Raw genomic sequence first — 20,695 nt, 5'->3', positions numbered from 1 at the left:
ACAGCGGGCTCCTCAGCGCAGCTTGGGGTCGAGGGCGTCGCGCACGGCGTCGCCGAGCATGATGAAGGCGAGCACGGTGACGGCCAGCGCACCTGCGGGCCAGAGCAGCATGTGCGGCGCGTTGCGGACGTACTGGGAGGCGGCGGAGATGTCGATGCCCCAGGAGACGGCCGGAGGCTTCAGTCCGACACCGAGGTACGAGAGCGTCGCCTCCAGCGAGATGTACGTCCCCAGGGCGATGGTCGCGACGACGATCACCGGGGCGATGGCGTTGGGCGTGATGTGCCGGAGCAGCATCCGGGAGTTCGAGGCTCCCAGCGCCCGTGCCGCCTGGACGTAGTCGTTCTGTTTCGCGGTGATGACGGACCCGCGCGCGATGCGGGCGATCTGGGGCCAGCCCAGCAGCACGATGAAGCCGATCACGGGCCAGACGGTGGAGCTGGTGACGACGGACAGGAAGACCAGTCCGCCCAGGACCACCGGGATGCCGAAGAAGACGTCGGTGATGCGGGAGAGCACGGCGTCCCACGCCCCGCCGAAGAAGCCCGCGAGGCCGCCCAGCACGCCGCCGAGCAGCGAGACGCCGAGGGTGGAGAGGACACCGACGGTCACCGAGGTCCTGGCGCCGTAAACGGTGCGGGTGTAGACGTCGCAGCCCTGGCCGTCGAAGCCGAAGGGATGCCCGGGCTGTGAGCCTTCCTGCGCCTTGGCCAGGTCGCAGTCGAGGGGGTCCTGGTCCGCGATCAGCGACGGCCAGATCGAGATGATCACCAGGAACAGGATGACCAGCCCGGAGATGATGAAGACCGGGTTGCGTCGCAGATCGCGCCAGGCGTCGGACCAGAGGCTGCGCGGCTTGCCCGCGGGCCCGGTGCCCTCGGGGCCGCCGGGCGTCTTCTCCAGCGTGGTGCCCTCGTCCATCGCGAGGTCCATCGCCCCGCCCGCACCGGCCCCCGAGATCGCTCCGCCGCCCGTCCCTTCGTCCCACGGCTTCTGCTCAGGCATAGCGGATCCTCGGGTCGAGTACGGCGTACAGGAGGTCGACGATCAGGTTCGCCGCCAGGAAGACGAGGACCAGCACGGTGACGAATCCGACGACGGTCTGGGAGTTCTGGCGCAGGATGCCCTGGTAGAGCTGGTAGCCGACTCCGTGGATGTTGAAGATGCGCTCGGTGACGATCGCCCCGCCCATGAGGGCGCCCACGTCCGTCCCGATGAAGGTGACGACGGGGATGAGGGAGTTGCGCAACAGGTGCCGCACGACCACCCGGCGCCTGGGGAGGCCCTTGGCGACGGCGGTACGGACGTAGTCGGCGCGGGAGTTCTCGGCGATCGAGGTCCGGGTGAGCCGGGTGACGTAGGCCAGGGAGACGGACGCCAATACGAGCCCGGGCACGATGAGTTCGTCGACCGGCGCCTCGGAGGAGACGGACGGCTTGATGATGCCCCACTCCACTCCGAGCAGGAGCTGGAGCAGCAGGCCGGTCACGAAGGTCGGTACGGCGATGACGACCAGGGTCAGGATCAGCACCACGGTGTCGACGGGACGCCCGCGGCGCAGTCCGGTGACGACGCCGAGGCTGATGCCGATGACGATCTCGAACACGATCGCGACGATGGTGAGCCGGATGGTGATGGGGAAGGCGGTGCCCATCAGTTCCGTGACCTTCTGCCCGTTGAAGGCCGTGCCGAAGTCACCGGTGAAGATGTTGCCCATGTAGGTCAGGTATTGCTGCCAGACCGGCTTGTCGAGGCCGAATTCGGTGCGCAGCCGGGCGGCGGTCGCGGGGTCGCATCGGCGGTCGCCGCAGAGCCCCGCGATGGGGTCGCCCATCACGTTCACCATGAGGAAGATCAGCAGCGTGGTGCCGAAGAAGACCGGGATCATCTGCAGCAGCCGCCGGATCACATAACGTCCCATGAAGGGCTCCGGGGGTCGGGGCGGAAGGACCGGAAAGCCGATCGGCCGGTGCGGTGTGCCGCACCGGCCTCCGGCTTCAGGGGGTCACTTGACCTTGATCTGGTCGTACACCGGGACGCTGAAGGGGTTCAGCGAGACGTTCTCGACCCTGTCCGAGTAGCCCGCGCTGCCGTTCTGGTACCAGAGCGGGATGACGGGCATCTGCTCGACCAGGACCCTCTCCGCGTCCTGGAAGGTGCTGACGGCCTTGGCCTTGTCGCTCTCCGCGTTGGCCTTGTCGACCAGGTCGTCGAACTTCTGGTTGCTCCACTTTCCGTCGTTGGACGGGGCGTTGGTGTAGTAGAGCGGCTGGAGGAAGTTCTGGATCAGCGGGTAGTCCATCTGCCATCCGGCGCGCCAGGCACCGGTCAGCTTCTGGGTGGAGACCTGGCTGCGGAAGTCGGCGAAGGTGCCGACGGGCCCGCCGACGCACGTCTTGTTGTTCCCCATGACGTTGTTGATGCTGTTGCACACCGCGTCGACCCACTCCTTGTGGGAGCCGGTGTCGGCGTTGTACGAGATCGTGAGACGGCCGCCGGGGATGCCGCCGCCCTCCTCGATCAGCTTCCTGGCCTCCGCCTTGTCGTACGCGCACGCGGCGCCGCACAGGCCCTTCTTGAAGCCGCCCTCGGCGCCGAGGACCGGTGAGGTCCAGTCGGAGGCGGGGGTGCGGGTCTTCCGGAAGATCTGGTTGGTGATCTGGTCACGGTTGATCGCCATCGACAGGCCCTTGCGGACCTTGACCGCACCCGGTGTGTCCCACGCCTTCACGTAGAACGGGAAGGCGAGCGTCTGGATGATGCCGGCCGGGGTGTTGATGTACCGGTCGCCCAGGTCCGCCTCGACGTTCTTGAGCTGGGAGGCGGGTACGTCGTCGACCAGGTCGAGGTTGCCCGCGGTCAGGTCGGTGTAGGCGGTGTTGTTGTCGGTGTAGACCTTGAGGTCGATGCCGCCGTTCTGCGCCTTGTCCGCGCCCGGGTAGTCGTCCCACCGGCGCAGGTTCATCGACGAGCCCTTGGCGTACTGGTCGACGGTGTAGGGGCCGTTGCCGACCGGCTTGGAGAGCCAGGCGTCGTGGTCGGTGTAGAAGACCTCGGGCAGCGGCACGAAGGCGGCGTAGCCGAGGGTGTCGGGCCAGAGCGAGAACTTCTGCGACAGCTTGACCGTGAAGGTCGTGTCGTTGACCACCTCCAAGCCGGAGAGGGTGTCCGCGGACGCCTTGCCGGACTCGGGGTGCACCGTGTCGTAACCGTCGATGTACTGGAAGAAGTAGGCGTTCTTCTGGTTGTTCTTCAGAGCGGCGCCGTAGTTCCAGGCGTCCACGAAGGACTTGGCGGTGATCTTCTCGCCGTTGCTGAAGGTCCAGTTGTCCTTGATCGTGATCGTGAAGTTCTGCGAGTCCGTCGACTCGATCTTCTCCGCGATCTCGTTCTTGGCCTCGCCGGTCTTCGGGTCGTACCGCACGAGTCCGCGGAAGACCATGTCGAGGACCTTGCCGCCCTGGACCTCGTTGGTGTTCGCAGGTTCCAGGGGGTTCTGCGGGTCGCCCCAGGATGAGCTCACGATCCCGTCGGCGCCACTGCCGCCACCGCTGTCCCCGCCGCCGCACGCTGTGGCCGTCAGGGCTACGGCGACGGCGCATGCGGCCCACCTGGCCTGTGTGGCTCCGCGCATGGAGTGCCTCCTAGGGTTCCCTTATATGGCTCAATGCCTTATATCACCCCATTTGACACGTCGTCGCATGTCGTTGTCCGCCGTACGGGCTGCCGGAACGCGAAGACGCCCGGCCCCTCGCGGGGGCCGGGCGTCCTGGTCGGGCGGAGCGGACATCACGCCGCGTGCACGACGTCCTTCTCCTCGGCGAAGTGGCACGCCGACTCGTGCGCCGCCGCGGAGTCCGAGCCCTTGAAGCGCTCGGGGACCGCCAGCAGCGGCATCTCGGTGGCGCACTTGTCCACGGCCTTCCAGCACCGTGTACGGAAGCGGCAGCCCGACGGCGGGTTCGCCGGCGACGGGACGTCACCGGAGAGGATGATCCGCTCACGGCCGTTACGGGCCTCGGGGTCCGGGACCGGAACCGCCGACAGCAGCGCCTGGGTGTAGGGGTGCGTCGGGTGGTCGTAGATCTCCGTGTCCGTACCGATCTCGGCCATCTTGCCGAGGTACATGACGCCCACCCGGTCCGAGATGTGCCGGACGATCGACAGGTCGTGCGCGATGAAGAGGTAGGAGAGGTTGAACTCGTCCTGGAGCTTCTCCATCAGGTTGATGACCTGCGCCTGCACCGACACGTCGAGCGCGGAGACCGGCTCGTCGCAGATGATGATCTCCGGGTTGAGCGCGAGACCGCGGGCGATCCCGATGCGCTGGCGCTGTCCGCCGGAGAACTGGTGCGGATAGCGGTTGATGTACTCCGGGTTCAGACCGACGACGTCCAGCAGGTCCTGCACCTTGCGGCGCCGGTCGCCCTTCGGAGCCACCTCGGGGTGGATCTCGAAGGTCTCCCCGATGATGTCGCCGACCGTCATACGCGGGTTCAGCGAGGTGTACGGGTCCTGGAACACCATCTGGATGTTGCGGCGTACAGCCTTCAGCGCGCGGCCGGACAGCTTGGTGATGTCCTGGCCCTTGTAGAAGACCTCACCGGCGGTTGCCTTCTCCAGCGTCATCAGGAGCTTGGCGACCGTGGACTTGCCACAGCCGGACTCGCCCACGATGCCCAGGGTCTCGCCCGCGTACAGGTCGAACGAGATCCCGTCCACGGCCTTGACCGCACCGACCTGCTTCTTGAACAGGATGCCCTGGGTCAGGGGGAAGTGCTTGACCAGGTTGCGCACCTGGAGGATGGGCTCGCCCTGCGAGACCGGCGCGTCGATCGCGGCGACCGCCGCGTCCTCGGTCGCCGCGTCCACCGTGGTCACCTCGGTGACGTTGGGGGTGGCGTCCGTGGGCTCCTTGCCGATGTCAGCCATGGAGCGTCTCCTTCCAGAAATGGCAGGCGCTGTGGCGGCCGGCCAGTTCGGTGCCGTCCGTACCCGTCACCGGCAGCAGCGCCGGGATGTCCGTACGGCAGATGTCCTGCGCCATCGCGCAGCGCGGGTTGAACGCGCAGCCCGAGGGCACGTGGAGCAGGTTGGGCGGGAGCCCCTTGATCGCGTAGAGCTCCTGGCCCTTCTGGTCCAGGCGCGGGATCGACGCGAGCAGGCCCTTGGTGTACGGGTGCGCGGGCGCCTTGTAGATCTCGTGCACGGGGGACGTCTCGACGATCCGGCCCGCGTACATCACGGCGATCTTGTCCGCGACGTCCGCGACGACACCCAGGTCGTGCGTGATCAGGATCAGACCCATGTTGTACTCGCGCTGCAGCTCCGCGAGGAGGTCCATCACCTGGGCCTGAACGGTCACGTCGAGGGCCGTGGTGGGCTCGTCGGCGATGATCAGGTCCGGTTCCAGGGCCAGCGCCATGGCGATCATGATGCGCTGGCGCATACCGCCGGAGAACTGGTGCGGGTAGTCCGACACCCGCGCCGCGGCGGCCGGGATCTTGACCTGGTCCATCAGCTCGATGGCCTTGGCCTTGGCGTCCTTCTTGGACATGCCCTGGTGCACGCGGAACATCTCGCCCAGCTGGTAGCCCACGGTGAGCACCGGGTTCAGCGAGGAAAGGGCGTCCTGGAAGATCATCGCGATCTTCCGGCCCCGGATCTGACGGCGCTCCTCGGCGGACATCTTGAGCATGTCCTGGCCGCGGAAGAAGATCTCGCCCTGCGGGATCCTGCCGGGCGGCATGTCGAGGATGCCCATGATCGCCTGAGCGGTCACGGACTTGCCCGAGCCGGACTCACCGAGGACGGCGAGCGTCTCCCCGGCGTCCACGCTGTAGTTGACCCCGTTGACGGCCTTGGCCACGCCGTCCCTGGTGTGGAACTCCACGTGCAGGTCACGGACTTCGAGCAGCGGGCCGACGTGGTCGTCTCCCGAGCGCGCGGACGGGACCTCTGCGGTCTTGTCGATGGTGGTCACGTGCGCCCTCCTTATCGCGTCTTCGGGTCGAGGGCGTTACGGACGGCTTCGCCGAGCATGATGAACGCCAGAACGGTGATGCTGAGCATGATCGACGGGTAGATCAGGATGTGCTGGGCCACCCGGATCTGGCTCGAACCACCGGAGATGTCCATACCCCAGGAAACGGTCGGCGAGGCCAGGCCGAGACCCAGGTAGGACAGGGTCGCCTCGGCCGAGATGTAGACACCGAGCGAGATGGTCGCGACGACGATCACGGGGGCGAGGACGTTCGGCAGGATGTGCCGGAACAGGATCCGGCTCGTACCGGCTCCCAGCGCCCGGGCCGCCTGGACGAAGTCCGCCTGCTTCACGGTGATCACGGCGCCGCGCATGACGCGCGCGATCTGGGTCCAGCCGAGGAAGGCGAGGGCGAAGATGACCACCAGGATGGTGCGCTCGGTGAACGCCTGCAGGACGACCATGGCGCCGAGCAGGAAGGGCAGTCCGAGGAAGATGTTGGTGAACCCGGAGAGCACCGCGTCGACCCAGCCGCCGAAGTAGCCGGCCAGCATGCCGATCAGCCCGCCGAACAAGGTCACCACGAGGGTCACCGAGACACCGACGATCACCGAGGCGCGGGTGCCGTGGATGACACGCGCGTAGACGCTGCGGCCCTGGCCGTCGTAGCCGAACCACTCCGGCGAACCGATCTTGCTCAGCTCCGGCTTGCCCAGGAAGTGGTGCACCAGGTCACCCGTCGTGGGTGAGGCACTGGTGAACAGGCCCGGGAAGGCCGCGATCACGAGCAGGAGCACGATCAGTGCGGCCGAGATGATGAAGTACCAGTTCCGGCGCAGGTCCTGCCATGCGTCGCCCCAGAGGCTGCGTGCCTTCTCGGCCTTGACGACGGCCGACGGGTCGGCGATGGGCGCCTTGGCGTCCTCGACTTCGGGAGCGGTCTTGGTCACATCAGGCATACCGGATCCTCGGGTCCAGGACCGCGTACAGCAGGTCGACGATAAGACTCATGAAGAGGTAGACGAGCACCAGGATGGTGACCAGTCCGACGAGGGTGGTGCCCTCGCGCCGGACGATCGACTCGAAGATGGTGCCTCCGATGCCCTTCACGTTGAACAGGCCTTCGGTCACGACCGCGCCGCCCATCAGGGCCCCGAGGTCGGTGCCGAGGAAGGTGACGACCGGGATCAGCGAGTTGCGCATCAGGTGCACACCCACGATGCGGCGCTTGGGAAGGCCCTTGGCCACGGCCGTACGCATGTAGTCCGACCGCAGGTTCTCCGCCATGGTCGTACGGGTCAGCCGTGCGACGTACGCGAGCGACAACGACCCGAGCACCACGGCCGGGGCGATCAGTTCACCCCAGGTGGCGTCGTTCGAGACGTTCGGCGCGATCCAGTCGAGCTGGAAGGCGAAGACCGACTTGACGATGAAGCCGAGGACGAAGACCGGGATCGAGATGATCAGCAGCGTGAAGACCAGGACGACGTTGTCGGTCAGGCGGCCGGCGCGCAGACCCGCGGCCATACCCAGACCGATGCCGAGGACGATCTCGAGGACGAACGCCATGCCGGCGAGCCGCAGCGTGACCGGGAACGCGTCGCCGAGTACGTCGGTGACGGGGCGCCCGCTGGCTATCTGGGTGCCGAAGTCGAAGTGAAGGACGATGCCCTTCATGTACTCCCAGTACTGCACCAGGATCGGCTGGTCGAGTCCGAGCTTGTGACGCATGGCCTCGAGGGTCGCCGGGTCGGCGCCCTTGTCCCCGAAAAGTCCCCGCACGGGGTCGCCGGGCAGTGTGTAGACCATCAGGAAAATCAGCAGAGTCGTCCCGATGAAAACCGGGATCATCTGGAGCAGTCGTCGTGCGACATAGCGCCCCATCGTGCCTCCATGTAATAGGCAAGCGGCAGCCGACGGGCCCTCCCCCGCCGCCGACACCCCTCTCAGGAACTGTCAGCGGCGTGGAAGGGCCCCCCGGCCACGGCTGCGGGCTCGCGCGGAACCGAAGTCAGCTTCGGTTCCGCACCGGCCCACGGACTACGTCGGTTGTTACTTGGTGACCTGAACGCCGGTCAGGATCGGGTCGCCGTCCTGGGCGTACTCGACGTTCTGGACGTTCTCCGAGTAGCCGGCGTTGACCTTGTAGTACCAGAGCGGGATGGAGGGCATGTAGTTCACCAGCTCCTTCTCGATCGCCTGGTACTCCTTGACGGACTCGTCCAGGGTCGCCGCGGAGTCAGCCTTCTTGATCTTCGCGTCGAGGTCCTTGTTGGTGAAGTCACCCTGGTTGCCGGCGGCACCCGTGCGGAACAGGTCGCTGATGAAGTTGGCGTTCATCGGGTAGTCGAGCACCCAGCCGGAGCGGTAGAGCGACTTGACCTGCTTGTCGTCACGGGCGTTCGTGTCGGCCTGGAAGTCGGCCTTCGAGTCGCCGGTGCACTTGACGCCGGTGGACTGGGTGATGCTGTTGCAGACAGCCTCGACCCACTCCTTGTGTCCGCCGTCGGCGTTGAACTGGATGGAGATGGCGTTGCCGGGGACACCGCCACCCTCCTTGATGAGGGCCTTGGCCTTCGCCGGGTCGAACTTGGTGACGTCGCCCGCGGCGTTCTCCTGGTAGCCGAGGACACCCTGCGCGACCCAGCCGGTGGCGGGCTCACGGGTGCCCTGGAGCACCGTCTTGGTGATGGTGTCGCGGTCGATACCCATGGACAGACCCTGGATGACCTTGGGGTCGATGTCCTTGAACTGGTCCGTGTAGAACGCGACGGCGATCGTCTGGATCGACGAGTACGGCTCGTCCACGGCGCGGTCACCGAGGTCGGCACGGTAGACCGGGAGGTCCTTCGGGCCGATCTGGCGCAGCACGTCGACGTTGCCGGACTTGAGGTCCTCGTAGGCGGTCTCGAGGGTGGTGTAGTTCTTGAAGATCACACCACCGTTCTTCGCCTTGTCGAGACCCTTGTAGTCGTCGTTGCGGACGACCTTGATCTGCTTCTTGTGGTCCCAGCTCTCGAACTTGTACGCGCCGTTGCCGACCGGCTTCTCACCGGCGGCCGCCGGGTCCGCGTAGAAGGACTCGGGCAGCGGGGAGAAGACGGTGTAGCCGAGCTTGTACGAGAAGTACGGCAGCACGCCGTTGAGCTCGATGGTGAAGGTGTGGTCGTCGACGACCTTCAGGCCGGACATGGCGTCCGCCTTCGGCTTGGCGCCTTCCTTGTCCGGGTGGACATCGGCGTAGCCCTTGATGTCGGCGAACCACGACGCGTTGGTCTGCGCGTTGTTGACGTTCGCGGCCCAGTTCCACGCCTTGACGTAGGACTCGGCGGTGACGGGAGTCCCGTCGTGGAACTTCCAGTCCTTCTTGAGCTTGACGGTCCACAGCTTCGAGTCGGTCGTCTCGACCGACTCGGCGTTGATCATCTCAAGCTTGCCCGCGGGGTCGTAGTCGACGAGCTGCGAGAACATGGAGTCGGTGACGATGGCACCGTTCGACTCCATCGTGTTGGCCGGCTGCAGCGGGTTCTGCGGCTCACCGACCTCGACCGAGAATATGCCGTCGGGGTCAACAGCACCCTTGGCGCTCTTGTCACCGTCACCGCTGTCGCCGCCGCCACAGGCAGTCGCGGCCAGGGCGATGATGGCCGCTCCCGCGACCCACTTGGCGCTCTTGGCACCGCGCATGGGTTTCCTCCTCATGAGTCCACTTTTGACTACAAGAGGGGCACTGGAGAGATCAACCGACACCCCTGACGGCGATCGTTTCAGTGCCCCGAGTGTGCTCGTGAGTCCGCACTCCCCACAGTGCGACGACCCATTGACCCGAGCTCAATGGAGCCAACTATTAAGGAACACCGGGCTGTAAACCACACTTAAAGGGTCTCGGTTTGACAACATCGAGAAGGGGTGGTTGCCCGAAATCCGGACAAAGCGATCCCAGACAGACACCCCCGAAACGGACCGTTAACACATGTTCCGGAGAGCGACGCCCGATATCCGGACGCTTCGCCCCTGAAATGGCCTTGACTTCCTGACGTCCCGAAACCTCGGTGCGGACCCCCCACAACGGCGTGTGGCGGCCGCCGAACCCGTGGTTCGGCGGCCGCCATCGGTGCGCCCGGTGGGGCGGATGGGGCAGGTGGGACTTTCGAAACGCGCCCTAGGTGTTCGCGGCCGTACCGGTCGACGTCGACACGAACTCCTCGAGCGGAAGGGAGAACCCCTTCCGCTCAGGCGTCGACCCGGCTCCGGTCAGCCGGGAGCGGCGGGTCAGCCGTTCTTCGCGCGCGAGGCCGTGCGGCCACGCTGCTTCGCGTCCAGGACGACCTTGCGGATGCGCACGGTCTCCGGGGTCACCTCGATGCACTCGTCCTCGCGGCAGAACTCCAGGGACTGCTCCAGGGAGAGCTTGCGGGCGGGGACCACGTTCTCCGTGGTGTCCGCGGACGCCGCACGCATGTTGGTGAGCTTCTTCTCCTTGGTGATGTTCACGTCCATGTCGTCGGCGCGGGAGTTCTCGCCGACGATCATGCCCTCGTAGACCTCGGTGCCGGCCTCGGTGAAGATGACACCGCGCTCCTGGAGGTTGACCATCGCGAACGGCGTCACCGTGCCCGAACGGTCGGCGACCAGCGAGCCGTTGTGACGGGTGCGCAGGTCCCCGAACCAGGGCTCGTGGCCCTCGAAGATGGAGTGCGCGATGCCGGTGCCGCGGGTCTGGGTCAGGAACTCCGTGCGGAAGCCGATGAGACCGCGGGAGGGAACGATCCACTCCATGCGGACCCAGCCCGAGCCGTGGTTCGTCATCGTCTCCATGCGGCCCTTACGGGTCGCCATCAGCTGCGTGATGGCGCCGAGGTGCTCCTCGGGGGAGTCGATGGTCATGCGCTCGATCGGCTCGTGCGTCTTGCCGTCGACCTGCTTGGTGACGACCTCCGGCTTGCCGACGGTCAGCTCGAAGCCCTCGCGGCGCATCTGCTCGACCAGGATGGCGAGCGCGAGCTCACCACGGCCCTGGACCTCCCAGGCGTCCGGGCGCTCGGTGTCGAGGACGCGGAGCGAGACGTTACCGATGAGCTCGCGGTCCAGACGGTCCTTCACCTGGCGGGCGGTGACCTTGTGGCCCTTGCCGCCCTTGCCGACCAGCGGCGAGGTGTTCGTACCGATGGTCATGGAGATGGCGGGCTCGTCGACCGTGATCAGCGGGAGCGCGATCGGGTTCTCGGGGTCGGCCAGGGTCTCGCCGATCATGATGTCCGGGAAACCGGCGACGGCGCAGATGTCGCCCGGGCCCGCCATCTCGGCCGGCTTGCGGGTGAGCGCCTCGGTCATGAGCAGCTCGGTGACGCGGACGTTGGACATGCTGCCGTCACGCTTGATCCACGTGACGGTCTGGCCCTTGCGCAGCTCGCCCTGCTCGACGCGGCACAGCGCGATACGGCCGAGGAAGTTGTCGGCGTCCAGGTTGGTGACGTGGGCCTGCAGCGGCGCGTCCTCGTCGTACTCCGGCGCGGGGACCGTGGAGAGGATGGTCGTGAAGAAGGGCTCCAGGCTGTCGCTGTCCGCGGGGACGGTGCCGTCCTCCGGCTTGGTCAGCGACGCGACGCCGTCACGGGCGCAGGCGTAGACGATCGGGAACTCGATCTGGTCCTCGTCGGCGTCCAGGTCCAGGAAGAGGTCGTAGGTCTCGTCGATGACCTCGGCGATCCGGGAGTCCGGCCGGTCCGTCTTGTTGATGCAGAGGATGACCGGCAGCTTGGCGGTCAGGGCCTTGCGCAGGACGAAGCGGGTCTGGGGCAGCGGCCCCTCGGAGGCGTCGACGAGCAGGACGACCGCGTCCACCATCGACAGACCGCGCTCGACCTCGCCGCCGAAGTCGGCGTGGCCGGGGGTGTCGATGATGTTGATCGTGATCGGGTCCCCGCCGTCCTTGGGGTGGTACTTCACCGCCGTGTTCTTGGCGAGGATCGTGATGCCCTTCTCACGCTCCAGGTCGTTCGAGTCCATCATGCGTTCGTCGAGGTTCTCGGCGGCGTGCGCGGCGAAGGCGCCCGCCTGCTTGAGCATGGCGTCGACCAGCGTGGTCTTGCCGTGGTCGACGTGGGCGACGATGGCTACGTTACGGATGTCGTGGCGCGTGGGCATGGGTGGCTAGCGCTTCTCTCGGATCGTGGGATCAGGCGTCTCAGTCGGTCTCGAGTCCTCGTACGCCCGCCGGGCGGCACGCCACGGCTAGTCCAATGGTACGGGCCCGATGGGTCCGGGGCTTCCCGGGCCGATCCGCAGGACACGGCCACAGCCACAATTCAGCCGATATTCAGCTGGTATTACGCCATCGTCCAGCCGCTCGGCGGCCGGACGGCAAGGGGTGTGAGAAGACGAGCAGCCCGGGTCTGGGCAGACACCACCCTGCCCGCCGGGGCCTCCGGCGGGCAAGGGAATTGAGCTGCATCTGAGCTTTGCGTGTGGCTTTGACCTGCTACTTCTTCCGATTCGCGGGGGAACCTGCCGCTTGTCGCCCGGTGAATCCGATGTCCTCGTAGCGGGGTGCGGCGAAGCCGAAGGCTCCGACGTTCGCCAGCTTCTTGTCGACGGCGACGAGCTGTGGCCTCTGATACAGCGGAATCGATCCTGCGGCGGCCCAGATCCGTGCGTCGGCCTGCTTCAGCAGGTCCCTGGACGCGTCGGCGTCGAGCTCGGAGACCGCCCGGTCGAAGAGCTGGTCGATGTGGTCCGAACCGACCCGTGTGTAGTTCTGCTCGACGAGCAGCGAGCCGTCGGTGGCGGGCTCCGGCTTGGCGTAGATCGGACGGCCGTCGGTCGCCGGGTAGGCGGTGGCGGGCCAGGAGTAGAGCGCCATGTCGTAGTCACCGGAGGCGATGTGGTCCGTGAAGTAGCTGTCGTCGTCGACCTTGGTGATCTGCGTGCTGATGCCGATCGAGTCCAGCATGGCGACGATCTTCTGCCCTACAGTGCGCAGCGCCTGCGACCCGGGGCCCGAGGGCAGGACGAAACGGAGGGTCAGCGGTTTGCCGCCCTTGCCGAGTCGGTCCTTGAGCGAGGCGGGGGCCGGTGCGGCGGTTCCCGCGGGGGCGTAGGCGCCCGCGGCTCCGCCGGGCTGCTTGTCCTGGGCGGTGATCTCGGCATCACCGGCGGGACGGTCGCCGGGCTTGTCGTCACCGACGATGTACGTCCCCTCTTCCCGCGAGGCCTTGTCGTCCTTCTCCGCTTCGGCGGCCTTCCCGGACTTCTCCTGTCCGGACTTCTCCTCGGTCGCCTTCTTCTCCTCGGACTTCTCCTCGGACTTCTCTTCGGACTTCTCTTCGGACTTCTCCTCGGTCGCCTTCTTCTCCTCGGCCTCGCTGCCCGCCTCGGTGCCCTCGGTCTTGCGGAGGGCGCCGCCCGGGGTCCATCCCGCGTCGGCCAGCAGCGCCCGCGCCTCCTTGGTGTCCCGTTCCCCGAGCGCCCCGCTGCCGTCCTTGTAGCCGGGCTGCCCGGCCAGGGCCAGGTGGCTGCCGGGCGGCCTCGCGGGCAGGCCGAGCGGCTTCAGTACGGTGTCGGCGAGCTCCTGCCGGTCCAGGGTGCGGGCGATGGCGCGGCGTACCCGCTCGTCGGAGAGCGGCCCGGACTCGCCGTTCAGCGCGAGCTGCGTGTAGGCGGGTTCCAGGGACTTGCGTACGGCGAAACCACGCAGCGACTTCTGCTCGGCGGCGTAGGTGGCGATGGCCTCCCGGTTCTTCTCACGGGCGGCCTGCGCCGTCTCGGCGGCCTCCTCGTCCGACCCGTGGGCCAGCGCCCAGGACCGCAGGGCCGCGGCGGGGGTGATGTCGGCTCCGGGGCCGTGGGCGGGCGGCCCGCCGTTCCCGCTGCTGTAGCGGGCGGCACGGGCGATGCTGTCCGCCGTCGCCGCGTCGACGTCGGCGACGTCCACCGTGCCCTCGGTCAGCGCCTCGGTGCGCTTCGCCGGCTCGACCGCGCGGAACACCAGGGACTCCAGCTTGGCCTCGTCGCCCCACCAGCGCGGGTTCCGGTCGAGCACGACCGTTCCCTCGTCCTTGTCCACGCCGCGCAGCCGGAACGGCCCGGCGGTGTTCTTGAGGGCGCTCCGCGCGCCGTCGTTGAAGGTGCCGGGCGACCCGGTCACCTCCTTCGGGTACAGCGGCGAGAACAGCGAGCGCCAGTCGGCGTACGGCTTCGAGAACGTGACCCGGACCTGGAGGTCGTCCTTGCCGCGTTCGATCTTCTCGATCCGCTCGTAGCCCGCGTTGCGTGCGGTCCAGAAGGCCGAGTCCTTGCCGCTCAGGGCGCGCCACTGGGCGACGAAGTCGGGGGCGCCGATCTCCCGGCCGTCGCTCCACACCGCCTGCTGGTTGAGTTTGTAGAGCACGACCTGCCTGGGCTCCTGCTCGATGACCTTCGCCGACTCCAGGTAGTCCGGGTTGAGCCTGGGCTCTCCCTGCGCGTCCATGGGGAAGAGGGAGGGCAGCAGGGCTCCGGTGATCCGGGTGGTCGCGCTGTCGGCGTCGGCCTGGAAGGCGTTGAGGGTGGCGGGGACCGCGTCGATCGCCCAGGTGAGGGAGGAACCTTCCGTCACCTGGTCCCGGGAGGCCGGGGCGATGTCCTGCGGGACGGCCACGGAGGTGGGGCCCTCGCTGCCCGAGGTGCAGCCCGCCAGTACCGGGAGCGTGAGCACACCTGTTGCCAGGAGCGCGACCGAGCGGCGCTTTCGGGCCGTCCCGCGTGGGACGCCGACGTGGGCCATGGCTGATACCTCCGGGGCCGGCCCGGTCCACCCCGTACCGGAAGGGACCGGATGATGCGTTCTGGTGGCATTTGCAGTTGATCGGACCGATTCGCTGATCCAGCGAATGCACCCGCACGCGCGGAGGGGGGCAGGCGCGGCCGGTGGGGCCGCGGAAGCCACCCGTACGGCCCTGGTTCGGCGGCGGCCCGACGGCGGTCGGCAGAGGAGTCCCACGAGGCGGCGGCGTGCGTGGGGACGCTCTCCCCGGCCTCCCGGGCGGCGGGAAGCAGGAGCGGCCTCCCGGGCGGCGGGAAGCGGGAGCGCCCTGCGGCGCCGGGTCGCGGGCACCGGAAGGCGGACATAGCCTCCCGAATGTGATGCCGCTTGCGCGCCGTACCGGGATGTCCCGGCCTTCGATACCCGGCAGGATCCTTCTCGCCGCTCTGGCGGCGGTGCTCTGGATCGCCTTGCCGGGCGCCCCGGGTGCCCGGGCCGAGGACCCCGTGACCCTGTCCCGTGACGGGCAGATCACCGACGAGGTGGGGGCACTCGGCGACCGCGAACCGCAGACCGAAGCCGCTCTGGACCGTCTGTACGAAGAGCACCGCGTCCAGCTGTTCGTGGTGTACGTCCGTGACTTCTCCGGTCGCGACGCCCGGACCTGGACCGACGAGACCGCGAACCGCAACGGCCTCGGCCAGCAGGACGTGCTGCTGGCCGTGGCCACGCACGACCGCCGGTACGCCTACTCCGTCGACCAGGGAACGCGCCTCACCGACGCCCAGCTCCAGGAGGTGGCCGGCACCGCCGTCGAGCCGGCCCTCCGTCAGAACGACTGGGCCGGAGCCGCCATCGGCGCCGCGAACGGCTACGCCGCGGTGCTCGCCGGCGATCCCGTCCCGGCGCCCGCCGTCACGCCGGGTGCCGCGGACCCCGGAGGCGGCTCCGACAGCGGAGCCGCGGCCGGCCTCATCGTGCCCCTTGCCGTGGTCGTCGTGGCGTCGGCGGTCGCCGCCTTCGCCTTCGCCCGCCGCAGGCGGCGCGCGACGTCCCGGACCACGCCCGCCGCCGCGGGCGGCTGGGGTCAGGAGGCCGGAGGGGCGGCCGAGCCGCCTGTTCCGCTGCCCGAACTCGACGCGCGTACGAAGGAGGACCTGGTCGACACGGACGACGCCGTGCGCACCAGCGAGGAGGAACTCGGCTTCGCCACGGCGCAGTTCGGCGAGGAGCAGGCGGCTCCGTTCGCCTCCGCCGTCCAGCACGCCAAGGCCGGGCTGACGGCGGCCTTCCGGCTGCGACAGCAGCTGGACGACGCCTTCCCCGAGGACGACGCGACCCGGCGCCGTATGCTCGACGAGATCATCGGCCGCTGCGCGGACGCCAACGGGCGCCTGGACGCCATGTCCGAGGACTTCGACCGGCTGCGCGCCCTCGAACGGACCGCCCCACAGGCCGTGGCCACCGCCGAGACCACCTTCCGCGAGCTGATCGCACGCGTCTCCGCCTCGGAGACGGCCCTCGGCGCGATGCGGGACAGCTACGCCGAGTCGGCGGCCGCCCCCGCCGCCGGGGACATCGAACAGGCCGAGGACCGGATGGCCTTCGCCACCTCCGCCCTCGACCAGGCGCGCCAGGCCGTGGACAGCGGTGACAACGCCCGGGCCGCGGTGTACGTCCGCGCCGCCGAAGGGGCGATCAAGCAGGTGTCCACCCTGGTGGACGGGGTCGACCGTCGGGCCGGGGAACTGGCCGAGGCGGCGGAGAGGCTGCCGGGGGCGCTCACCGAGACGGAGGCGGACCTCGCCGACGCCCGAGGCCTGCTCGACGGCACCCCGGAGGGTGTGCCGACCGCCGATCTGCGGGGCAGGGCCGCCCGCGCCGAGGCGGTGGTCGGCGCTGTGCGGGAGGAGCTCTCCTCCGGCCCGTACGACCCCGTCGACGCGCTGCGCAGGGTGGAGGAGGCCGACGCGGCGCTGGACGAGGCACTGGCCGGAGCGCGTGAGCGGGAGCAGGGCGGCCGACGGGCCCGTTCGCTGCTCGACCAGGCGATGCTCACCGCGCGCGCGGCCATCGGTGCCGCCGCGGACTTCATCACCACCAACCGGGGCGCGGTGGGCAGTCAGGCACGCACCCGGCTGGCGGAGGCCCAGCGGCGGTGGGAGAGGGCCGGTGAACTGTCCTCGGCGAACGACCCCCGGGCCGCCCTGGCCGAGGCTCAGCAGGCGGACGCGCTGGCCACGCAGGCGCGGAGCCTGGCCGAGCAGGACGTGCGCGGCTACCGCGACCAGGACGACTTCGGCGGTCCGCGCGGCGGTGGCGGCACGGGCGGCGCCGTGCTGGGCGGCATCATCCTCGGCGGGCTGCTCGGCGGCGGGCGGGGCGGGAGCCTGGGGGGCGGGTTCGGTGGCGGCTTCGGCGGCGGGGGGTTCGGCGGGGGCTTCGGCGGCGGTCCGGGCAGCTTCGGCGGCGGAGGGACCCGTGGCCGGCGGGGCGGCGGAGGCCGCTTCTGACGCCCTGTACAGGTGTGCCCCGCCGGACGCCCCACGCGTACGACGGGACCTCGGGAGTTCTCGCTCACTAGGAGAGGTGCCATGACCAAGCAGACCGTTCTCGGCCGGGTGACCCAGCTGGCGCGGGCCAACATCAACGCCCTGATCGACCAGGCGGAGGATCCGCAGAAGATGCTGGACCAGCTGATCCGCGACTACACCGCGAACATCGCGGAGGCCGAACAGGCGGTGGCCACCACCATCGGCAACCTCAGGCTGCTGGAGGAGGACCACCGGGAGGACGTCGACGCGGCCCGGGAGTGGGGCCGGAAGGCTCTCGCCGCGAGCCGGAAGGCCGACGAGCTGAGGGCCGGGGGCTCGGGCGTGGACGCCGACACGTTCGACAACCTCGCCAAGGTGGCGCTGGGGCGGCAGCTGCAGTCGGAGCAGGAGGCGAAGACGGCCGAGCCGACGATCGCCTCGCAGACGGTGGTGGTGGACAAGCTGAAGTCAGGCCTTGACCAGATGAAGAACAAGCTGACCCAGCTGAAGTCCAAGCGGGACGAACTGGTCGCGCGCGCGGCGTCCGCGCAGGCGCAGAACCGGATGATGGACGCCGTGAAGAGCATCGACGTCATGGACCCGACGAGCGAGCTCGGCCGCTTCGAGGACAAGGTGCGGCGCGAGGAGGCGAGGGCGGTGGGCAAGCAGGAACTCGCCTCCTCGTCCCTGGACGCCCAGTTCGAGCAGTTGGACAGCCTCGGGGACAGTGCGGAGATCGAGGCCCGGCTCGCCGCCCTGAAATCCGCCCCGTGAACGAGGCGTCTTCCGGGCGGCCGGTCAGTACATGCTCAGCAGCTGCTCCACGGAGAGTTCGGCGGCGGGCGCTCCGTCGGGGAGCGCCAGCTCGAACCACACCGTCTTGCCGCGCGGGGTGCGCCGTGATCCCCAGGCCGCGCTGAGCAGCCCGACCAGTTGCAGCCCGCGCCCGCCCTCGTCGGTGTCGCGTGCACGCCGGCGCCGGGGCTGGACGAGCCCCGCGTCCCACACCTCGCAGACGAGCGTACGGTCGCGGAGCAGCCTGAGCCGGATCTCACCCTCGCCGTAGCGCAGGGCGTTGGTGACCAGCTCGCTGACGAGCAGTTCGGTGGTGTCGATCAGGTCGTCGAGGTCCCAGGCGGCGAGCTGTGCGCGGGCCAGCTCGCGGGCCCGGGAGACCGAGCGGAGCTCACGCGGAAGCCGCCAGTCACCCACCGCGTCCGGGGCCAGGCCCTGGATGCGTGCCATCAGCAGGGCGATGTCGTCCTCGCCGTGCCGGGTGTCGAGGGTGGCCAGCACATGGTCGCAGACGTCTTCGAGGGGCTGTGACGGTTCGGTGAGAGCCTGCCGGAAGGCGTCGAGGCCCTCGTCGAGCGGATGGTCGCGCGACTCGACGAGCCCGTCGGTGTAGAGGGCGAGGAGCGAGCCCTCCTTGAGCTCCACCTCGACCTCCTCGAAGGGCTCGCCGCCGACGCCGAGCGGCATGCCCGGCGGTACGTCGAGCAGCAGGGCGGCCTCGCCCGGCTCGGCCACCACAGGGGGGAGATGGCCGGCATTGGCGAAGGTGCACCGCCGGGTGACCGGGTCGTACACCGCGTACACACAGGTCGCCAGATACACCTCGGCGAGGTCCGCCTCGCGTGACTTGTGGGCGGCCCGTGAGGGCCACTGGGCGCCACCACCGCCGCCGAAGCCTTCACTGCGCCCTCCGCCGCCCGGGGTGCCGAGGCCTCGGGCGACCTCGTCGAGGGCGGAGAGCACCTCGGCGGGTTCCAGGTCCAGGAGCGCCAGTGTGCGTACGGCGGTGCGCAGTTCACCCATGGCGACGGCGGCCCGCAGTCCACGGCCCATCACGTCGCCGACGACCAGGGCGGTGCGGTGGCCGGGGAGTTCGATCACGTCGAACCAGTCGCCGCCGACCTCGGTCGCCGTGTTGCCGGGAAGGTAGCGGCAGGCGATGTCCAGGCCGGCCGCCTCGGGGTCGCCCGGCGGGAGCAGGCTGCGCTGGAGGATGAGGGCCCGCTCGTGCTCGCGGCGGTAGAGACGGGCGTTGTCGATGCAGACGGCGGCGCGGGCCGCGAGCTCGGTGGCCAGGGCGCGGTCCCGCTCACCGAAGGGCTCACTGCCCTTGGTCCGGGAGAACTGGACGAGGCCGACGACGATGTCGTGCGCCACCATCGGCACGGCGAGGGTGGAGTGGACGAAGCCGCTCCCGTCGCCGGGCACGTCCGCGAGCCGGCCGGTGCGCAGGGCGACGGCACACGGCGAGTGGAACGGGTACCGGTGGACCGCGCCGAGCGCGGGCGGGCCCGTGTCCCCGCCCGCTTCCGCACCGCCGCCGGTGAGGATGCCCGGGAGCGCGTCGGACACGGCGCTGGCGTGGGCGACCCGGCGCAGCTCCGCCGAGCCGCTACCGGACTCCTGGTGGTGCCTGCCCCAGCTGCCGGGCGCGGCCTCCTCACCGGTGAGCAGTCCTTGGTAGAGATCGACGGAGGCCAGGTCGCAGAAGCCGGGCACGGCGACGTCGAGCAGTTCCCGGGCGGTGGTCTCCAGGTCGAGGGAGTTGCCGATGCGCGCGCTGGCCTCGTTGAGCAGGGCGAGATTACGGCGGGCACTGGCCGCCTCGCGGGCGGCGATGTGCCGTTGGGTGACGTCGGTGGCGAGTCCGGCGATACCGACCGGACGCCCGGAGCCGCTGTGCACCCGGTAGAGGTTCATGGACCAGTGGCGCCGGCCCGTGGTGCCGGGTGGGGTGCCGACGAGCTGGAGATCGGTGACGGCGTCGCCGGTCTCCAGGACGCGCTTGAGCGTGGCGGAGAGACGTTCGGCCTCGGGGCGGGCCAGGTAGTCGTCGACCGTGCGGCCGCGGTGGTCGTCGGCCTCGCCTCCGAAGACGGTGGCGAACCGCTTGTTGGCCCGCACGACGGTGAAGTCGGTCCCGAAGAGGACAAAACCGAAGGGAGATTGGCCGAAAATCGCCTGCGAGGCGGCGAGGTCCGTCTCGATGTGCCGCAGTGCCCGGACGTCGACGACGATGCAGAGCGCGGCGCGCTCACCGCCCTCCGTCTCGCTCGGCATGACATAGATCTCGGCGAGCCCGCGCACCCCGTTCTCACCCGGGATCCGGAACGGGACGAGGCCCGTCCACTCCTTGCCGTCCAGGATCTCGCCGATTCTGCGGTGGGCGTCGGGGCGCACCTCGGCGGGCATGAACGCCTTGACCGGGTCCCTGCCCACCACCTCTTCGGAGGCCATGCCGAAGAGACCGGCGGCACGCCGGCTCCACTGCTCGATCAGTCCGTCGGCCCCGATCGAGAACGACGCGACCTTTATGTAGTCATAGATCGAGCCAGGCGGGCTGCTCTGCCACATGACGTCGCCCGCCGTCCCAGGTATCTCGCTCACGCGACCGTCCCCTCCAGCTCACACACCGGACCG

At 69.1% G+C, this 20,695-nt stretch carries 13 protein-coding genes; 2 read left to right on the top strand and 11 right to left on the bottom strand.

Annotated elements, in window-relative coordinates; genetic code table 11:
* Positions 1 to 12 precede the first annotated feature (12 nt).
* From ACFYSH_RS04060 to ACFYSH_RS04015, 10 genes are all read right to left on the bottom strand, one after another.
* Positions 13 to 1,005 carry an ABC transporter permease gene (locus tag ACFYSH_RS04060; RefSeq protein ID WP_359470559.1) on the bottom strand — a complete coding sequence of 331 codons (993 nt, stop codon included), beginning with the start codon at positions 1,003 to 1,005 and terminating at the stop codon, positions 13 to 15.
* Positions 998 to 1,921, bottom strand: a complete 924-nt coding sequence (locus tag ACFYSH_RS04055; protein ID WP_359470562.1) for an ABC transporter permease — start codon at positions 1,919 to 1,921, stop codon at positions 998 to 1,000. Before ACFYSH_RS04055 ends, ACFYSH_RS04060 begins: the two co-directional genes overlap by 8 nt.
* A gap of 84 nt (positions 1,922 to 2,005) precedes the next feature.
* Positions 2,006 to 3,634: an ABC transporter substrate-binding protein gene (locus ACFYSH_RS04050; RefSeq protein ID WP_359470565.1), complete on the bottom strand. Its 1,629-nt coding sequence runs from the start codon at positions 3,632 to 3,634 to the stop codon at positions 2,006 to 2,008.
* A 155-nt stretch (positions 3,635 to 3,789) separates the two neighbouring features.
* Positions 3,790 to 4,932 (bottom strand): dipeptide ABC transporter ATP-binding protein, encoded by a 1,143-nt coding sequence (locus ACFYSH_RS04045; protein ID WP_359470568.1) that lies wholly within the window; start codon positions 4,930 to 4,932, stop codon positions 3,790 to 3,792.
* Complete coding sequence (locus tag ACFYSH_RS04040) at positions 4,925 to 5,983, bottom strand: ABC transporter ATP-binding protein (RefSeq protein WP_359470570.1); 1,059 nt, start codon at positions 5,981 to 5,983, stop codon at positions 4,925 to 4,927. Before ACFYSH_RS04040 ends, ACFYSH_RS04045 begins: the two co-directional genes overlap by 8 nt.
* 11 nt (positions 5,984 to 5,994) lie before the next feature.
* Complete coding sequence (locus ACFYSH_RS04035) at positions 5,995 to 6,942, bottom strand: ABC transporter permease (RefSeq protein ID WP_359470573.1); 948 nt, start codon at positions 6,940 to 6,942, stop codon at positions 5,995 to 5,997.
* On the bottom strand, positions 6,935 to 7,867 hold the full coding sequence (locus ACFYSH_RS04030) for an ABC transporter permease (protein ID WP_359470575.1): 933 nt from the start codon (positions 7,865 to 7,867) through the stop codon (positions 6,935 to 6,937). The genes ACFYSH_RS04035 and ACFYSH_RS04030 overlap by 8 nt, the downstream gene beginning before the upstream one ends.
* Positions 7,868 to 8,035: 168 nt before the next feature.
* A complete protein-coding gene (locus ACFYSH_RS04025) occupies positions 8,036 to 9,670 on the bottom strand; it encodes an ABC transporter substrate-binding protein (protein WP_359470577.1) in 1,635 nt (544 codons plus the stop codon).
* A 585-nt stretch (positions 9,671 to 10,255) separates the two neighbouring features.
* The gene (gene typA / locus ACFYSH_RS04020; protein WP_359470580.1) at positions 10,256 to 12,130 is read right to left on the bottom strand and encodes a translational GTPase TypA; all 1,875 of its coding nucleotides are present in this window, start codon (positions 12,128 to 12,130) and stop codon (positions 10,256 to 10,258) included.
* A 334-nt stretch (positions 12,131 to 12,464) separates the two neighbouring features.
* Positions 12,465 to 14,747, bottom strand: coding sequence for an ABC transporter family substrate-binding protein (locus tag ACFYSH_RS04015; RefSeq protein ID WP_388750797.1), 2,283 nt, complete (start codon positions 14,745 to 14,747; stop codon positions 12,465 to 12,467).
* A 383-nt stretch (positions 14,748 to 15,130) separates the two neighbouring features.
* Here ACFYSH_RS04015 and ACFYSH_RS04010 point away from each other — a divergent pair, with 383 nt between their 5' ends.
* Together ACFYSH_RS04010 and ACFYSH_RS04005 are read left to right on the top strand one after the other, a co-directional pair.
* Entirely contained in the window at positions 15,131 to 17,239 is a 2,109-nt protein-coding gene (locus ACFYSH_RS04010; RefSeq protein ID WP_388750851.1) for a TPM domain-containing protein, read from the top strand.
* Between the two features lie 81 nt (positions 17,240 to 17,320).
* On the top strand, positions 17,321 to 18,034 hold the full coding sequence (locus ACFYSH_RS04005) for a PspA/IM30 family protein (RefSeq protein WP_359470586.1): 714 nt from the start codon (positions 17,321 to 17,323) through the stop codon (positions 18,032 to 18,034).
* Positions 18,035 to 18,058: 24 nt separating this feature from the next.
* On the opposite strand, the gene ACFYSH_RS04000 is transcribed toward ACFYSH_RS04005, so the two are convergent.
* Positions 18,059 to 20,629, bottom strand: coding sequence for a SpoIIE family protein phosphatase (locus ACFYSH_RS04000; protein WP_388750850.1), 2,571 nt, complete (start codon positions 20,627 to 20,629; stop codon positions 18,059 to 18,061).
* Positions 20,630 to 20,695: the final 66 nt, after the last annotated feature.

The sequence above is a fragment of the Streptomyces sp. NPDC005791 genome (assembly GCF_042871485.1).
Classification (GTDB): Bacteria; Actinomycetota; Actinomycetes; order Streptomycetales; family Streptomycetaceae; genus Streptomyces.
Note: the sequence above shows the minus strand (reverse complement) of the source record. Positions and strands in the feature narration are given on the sequence as shown.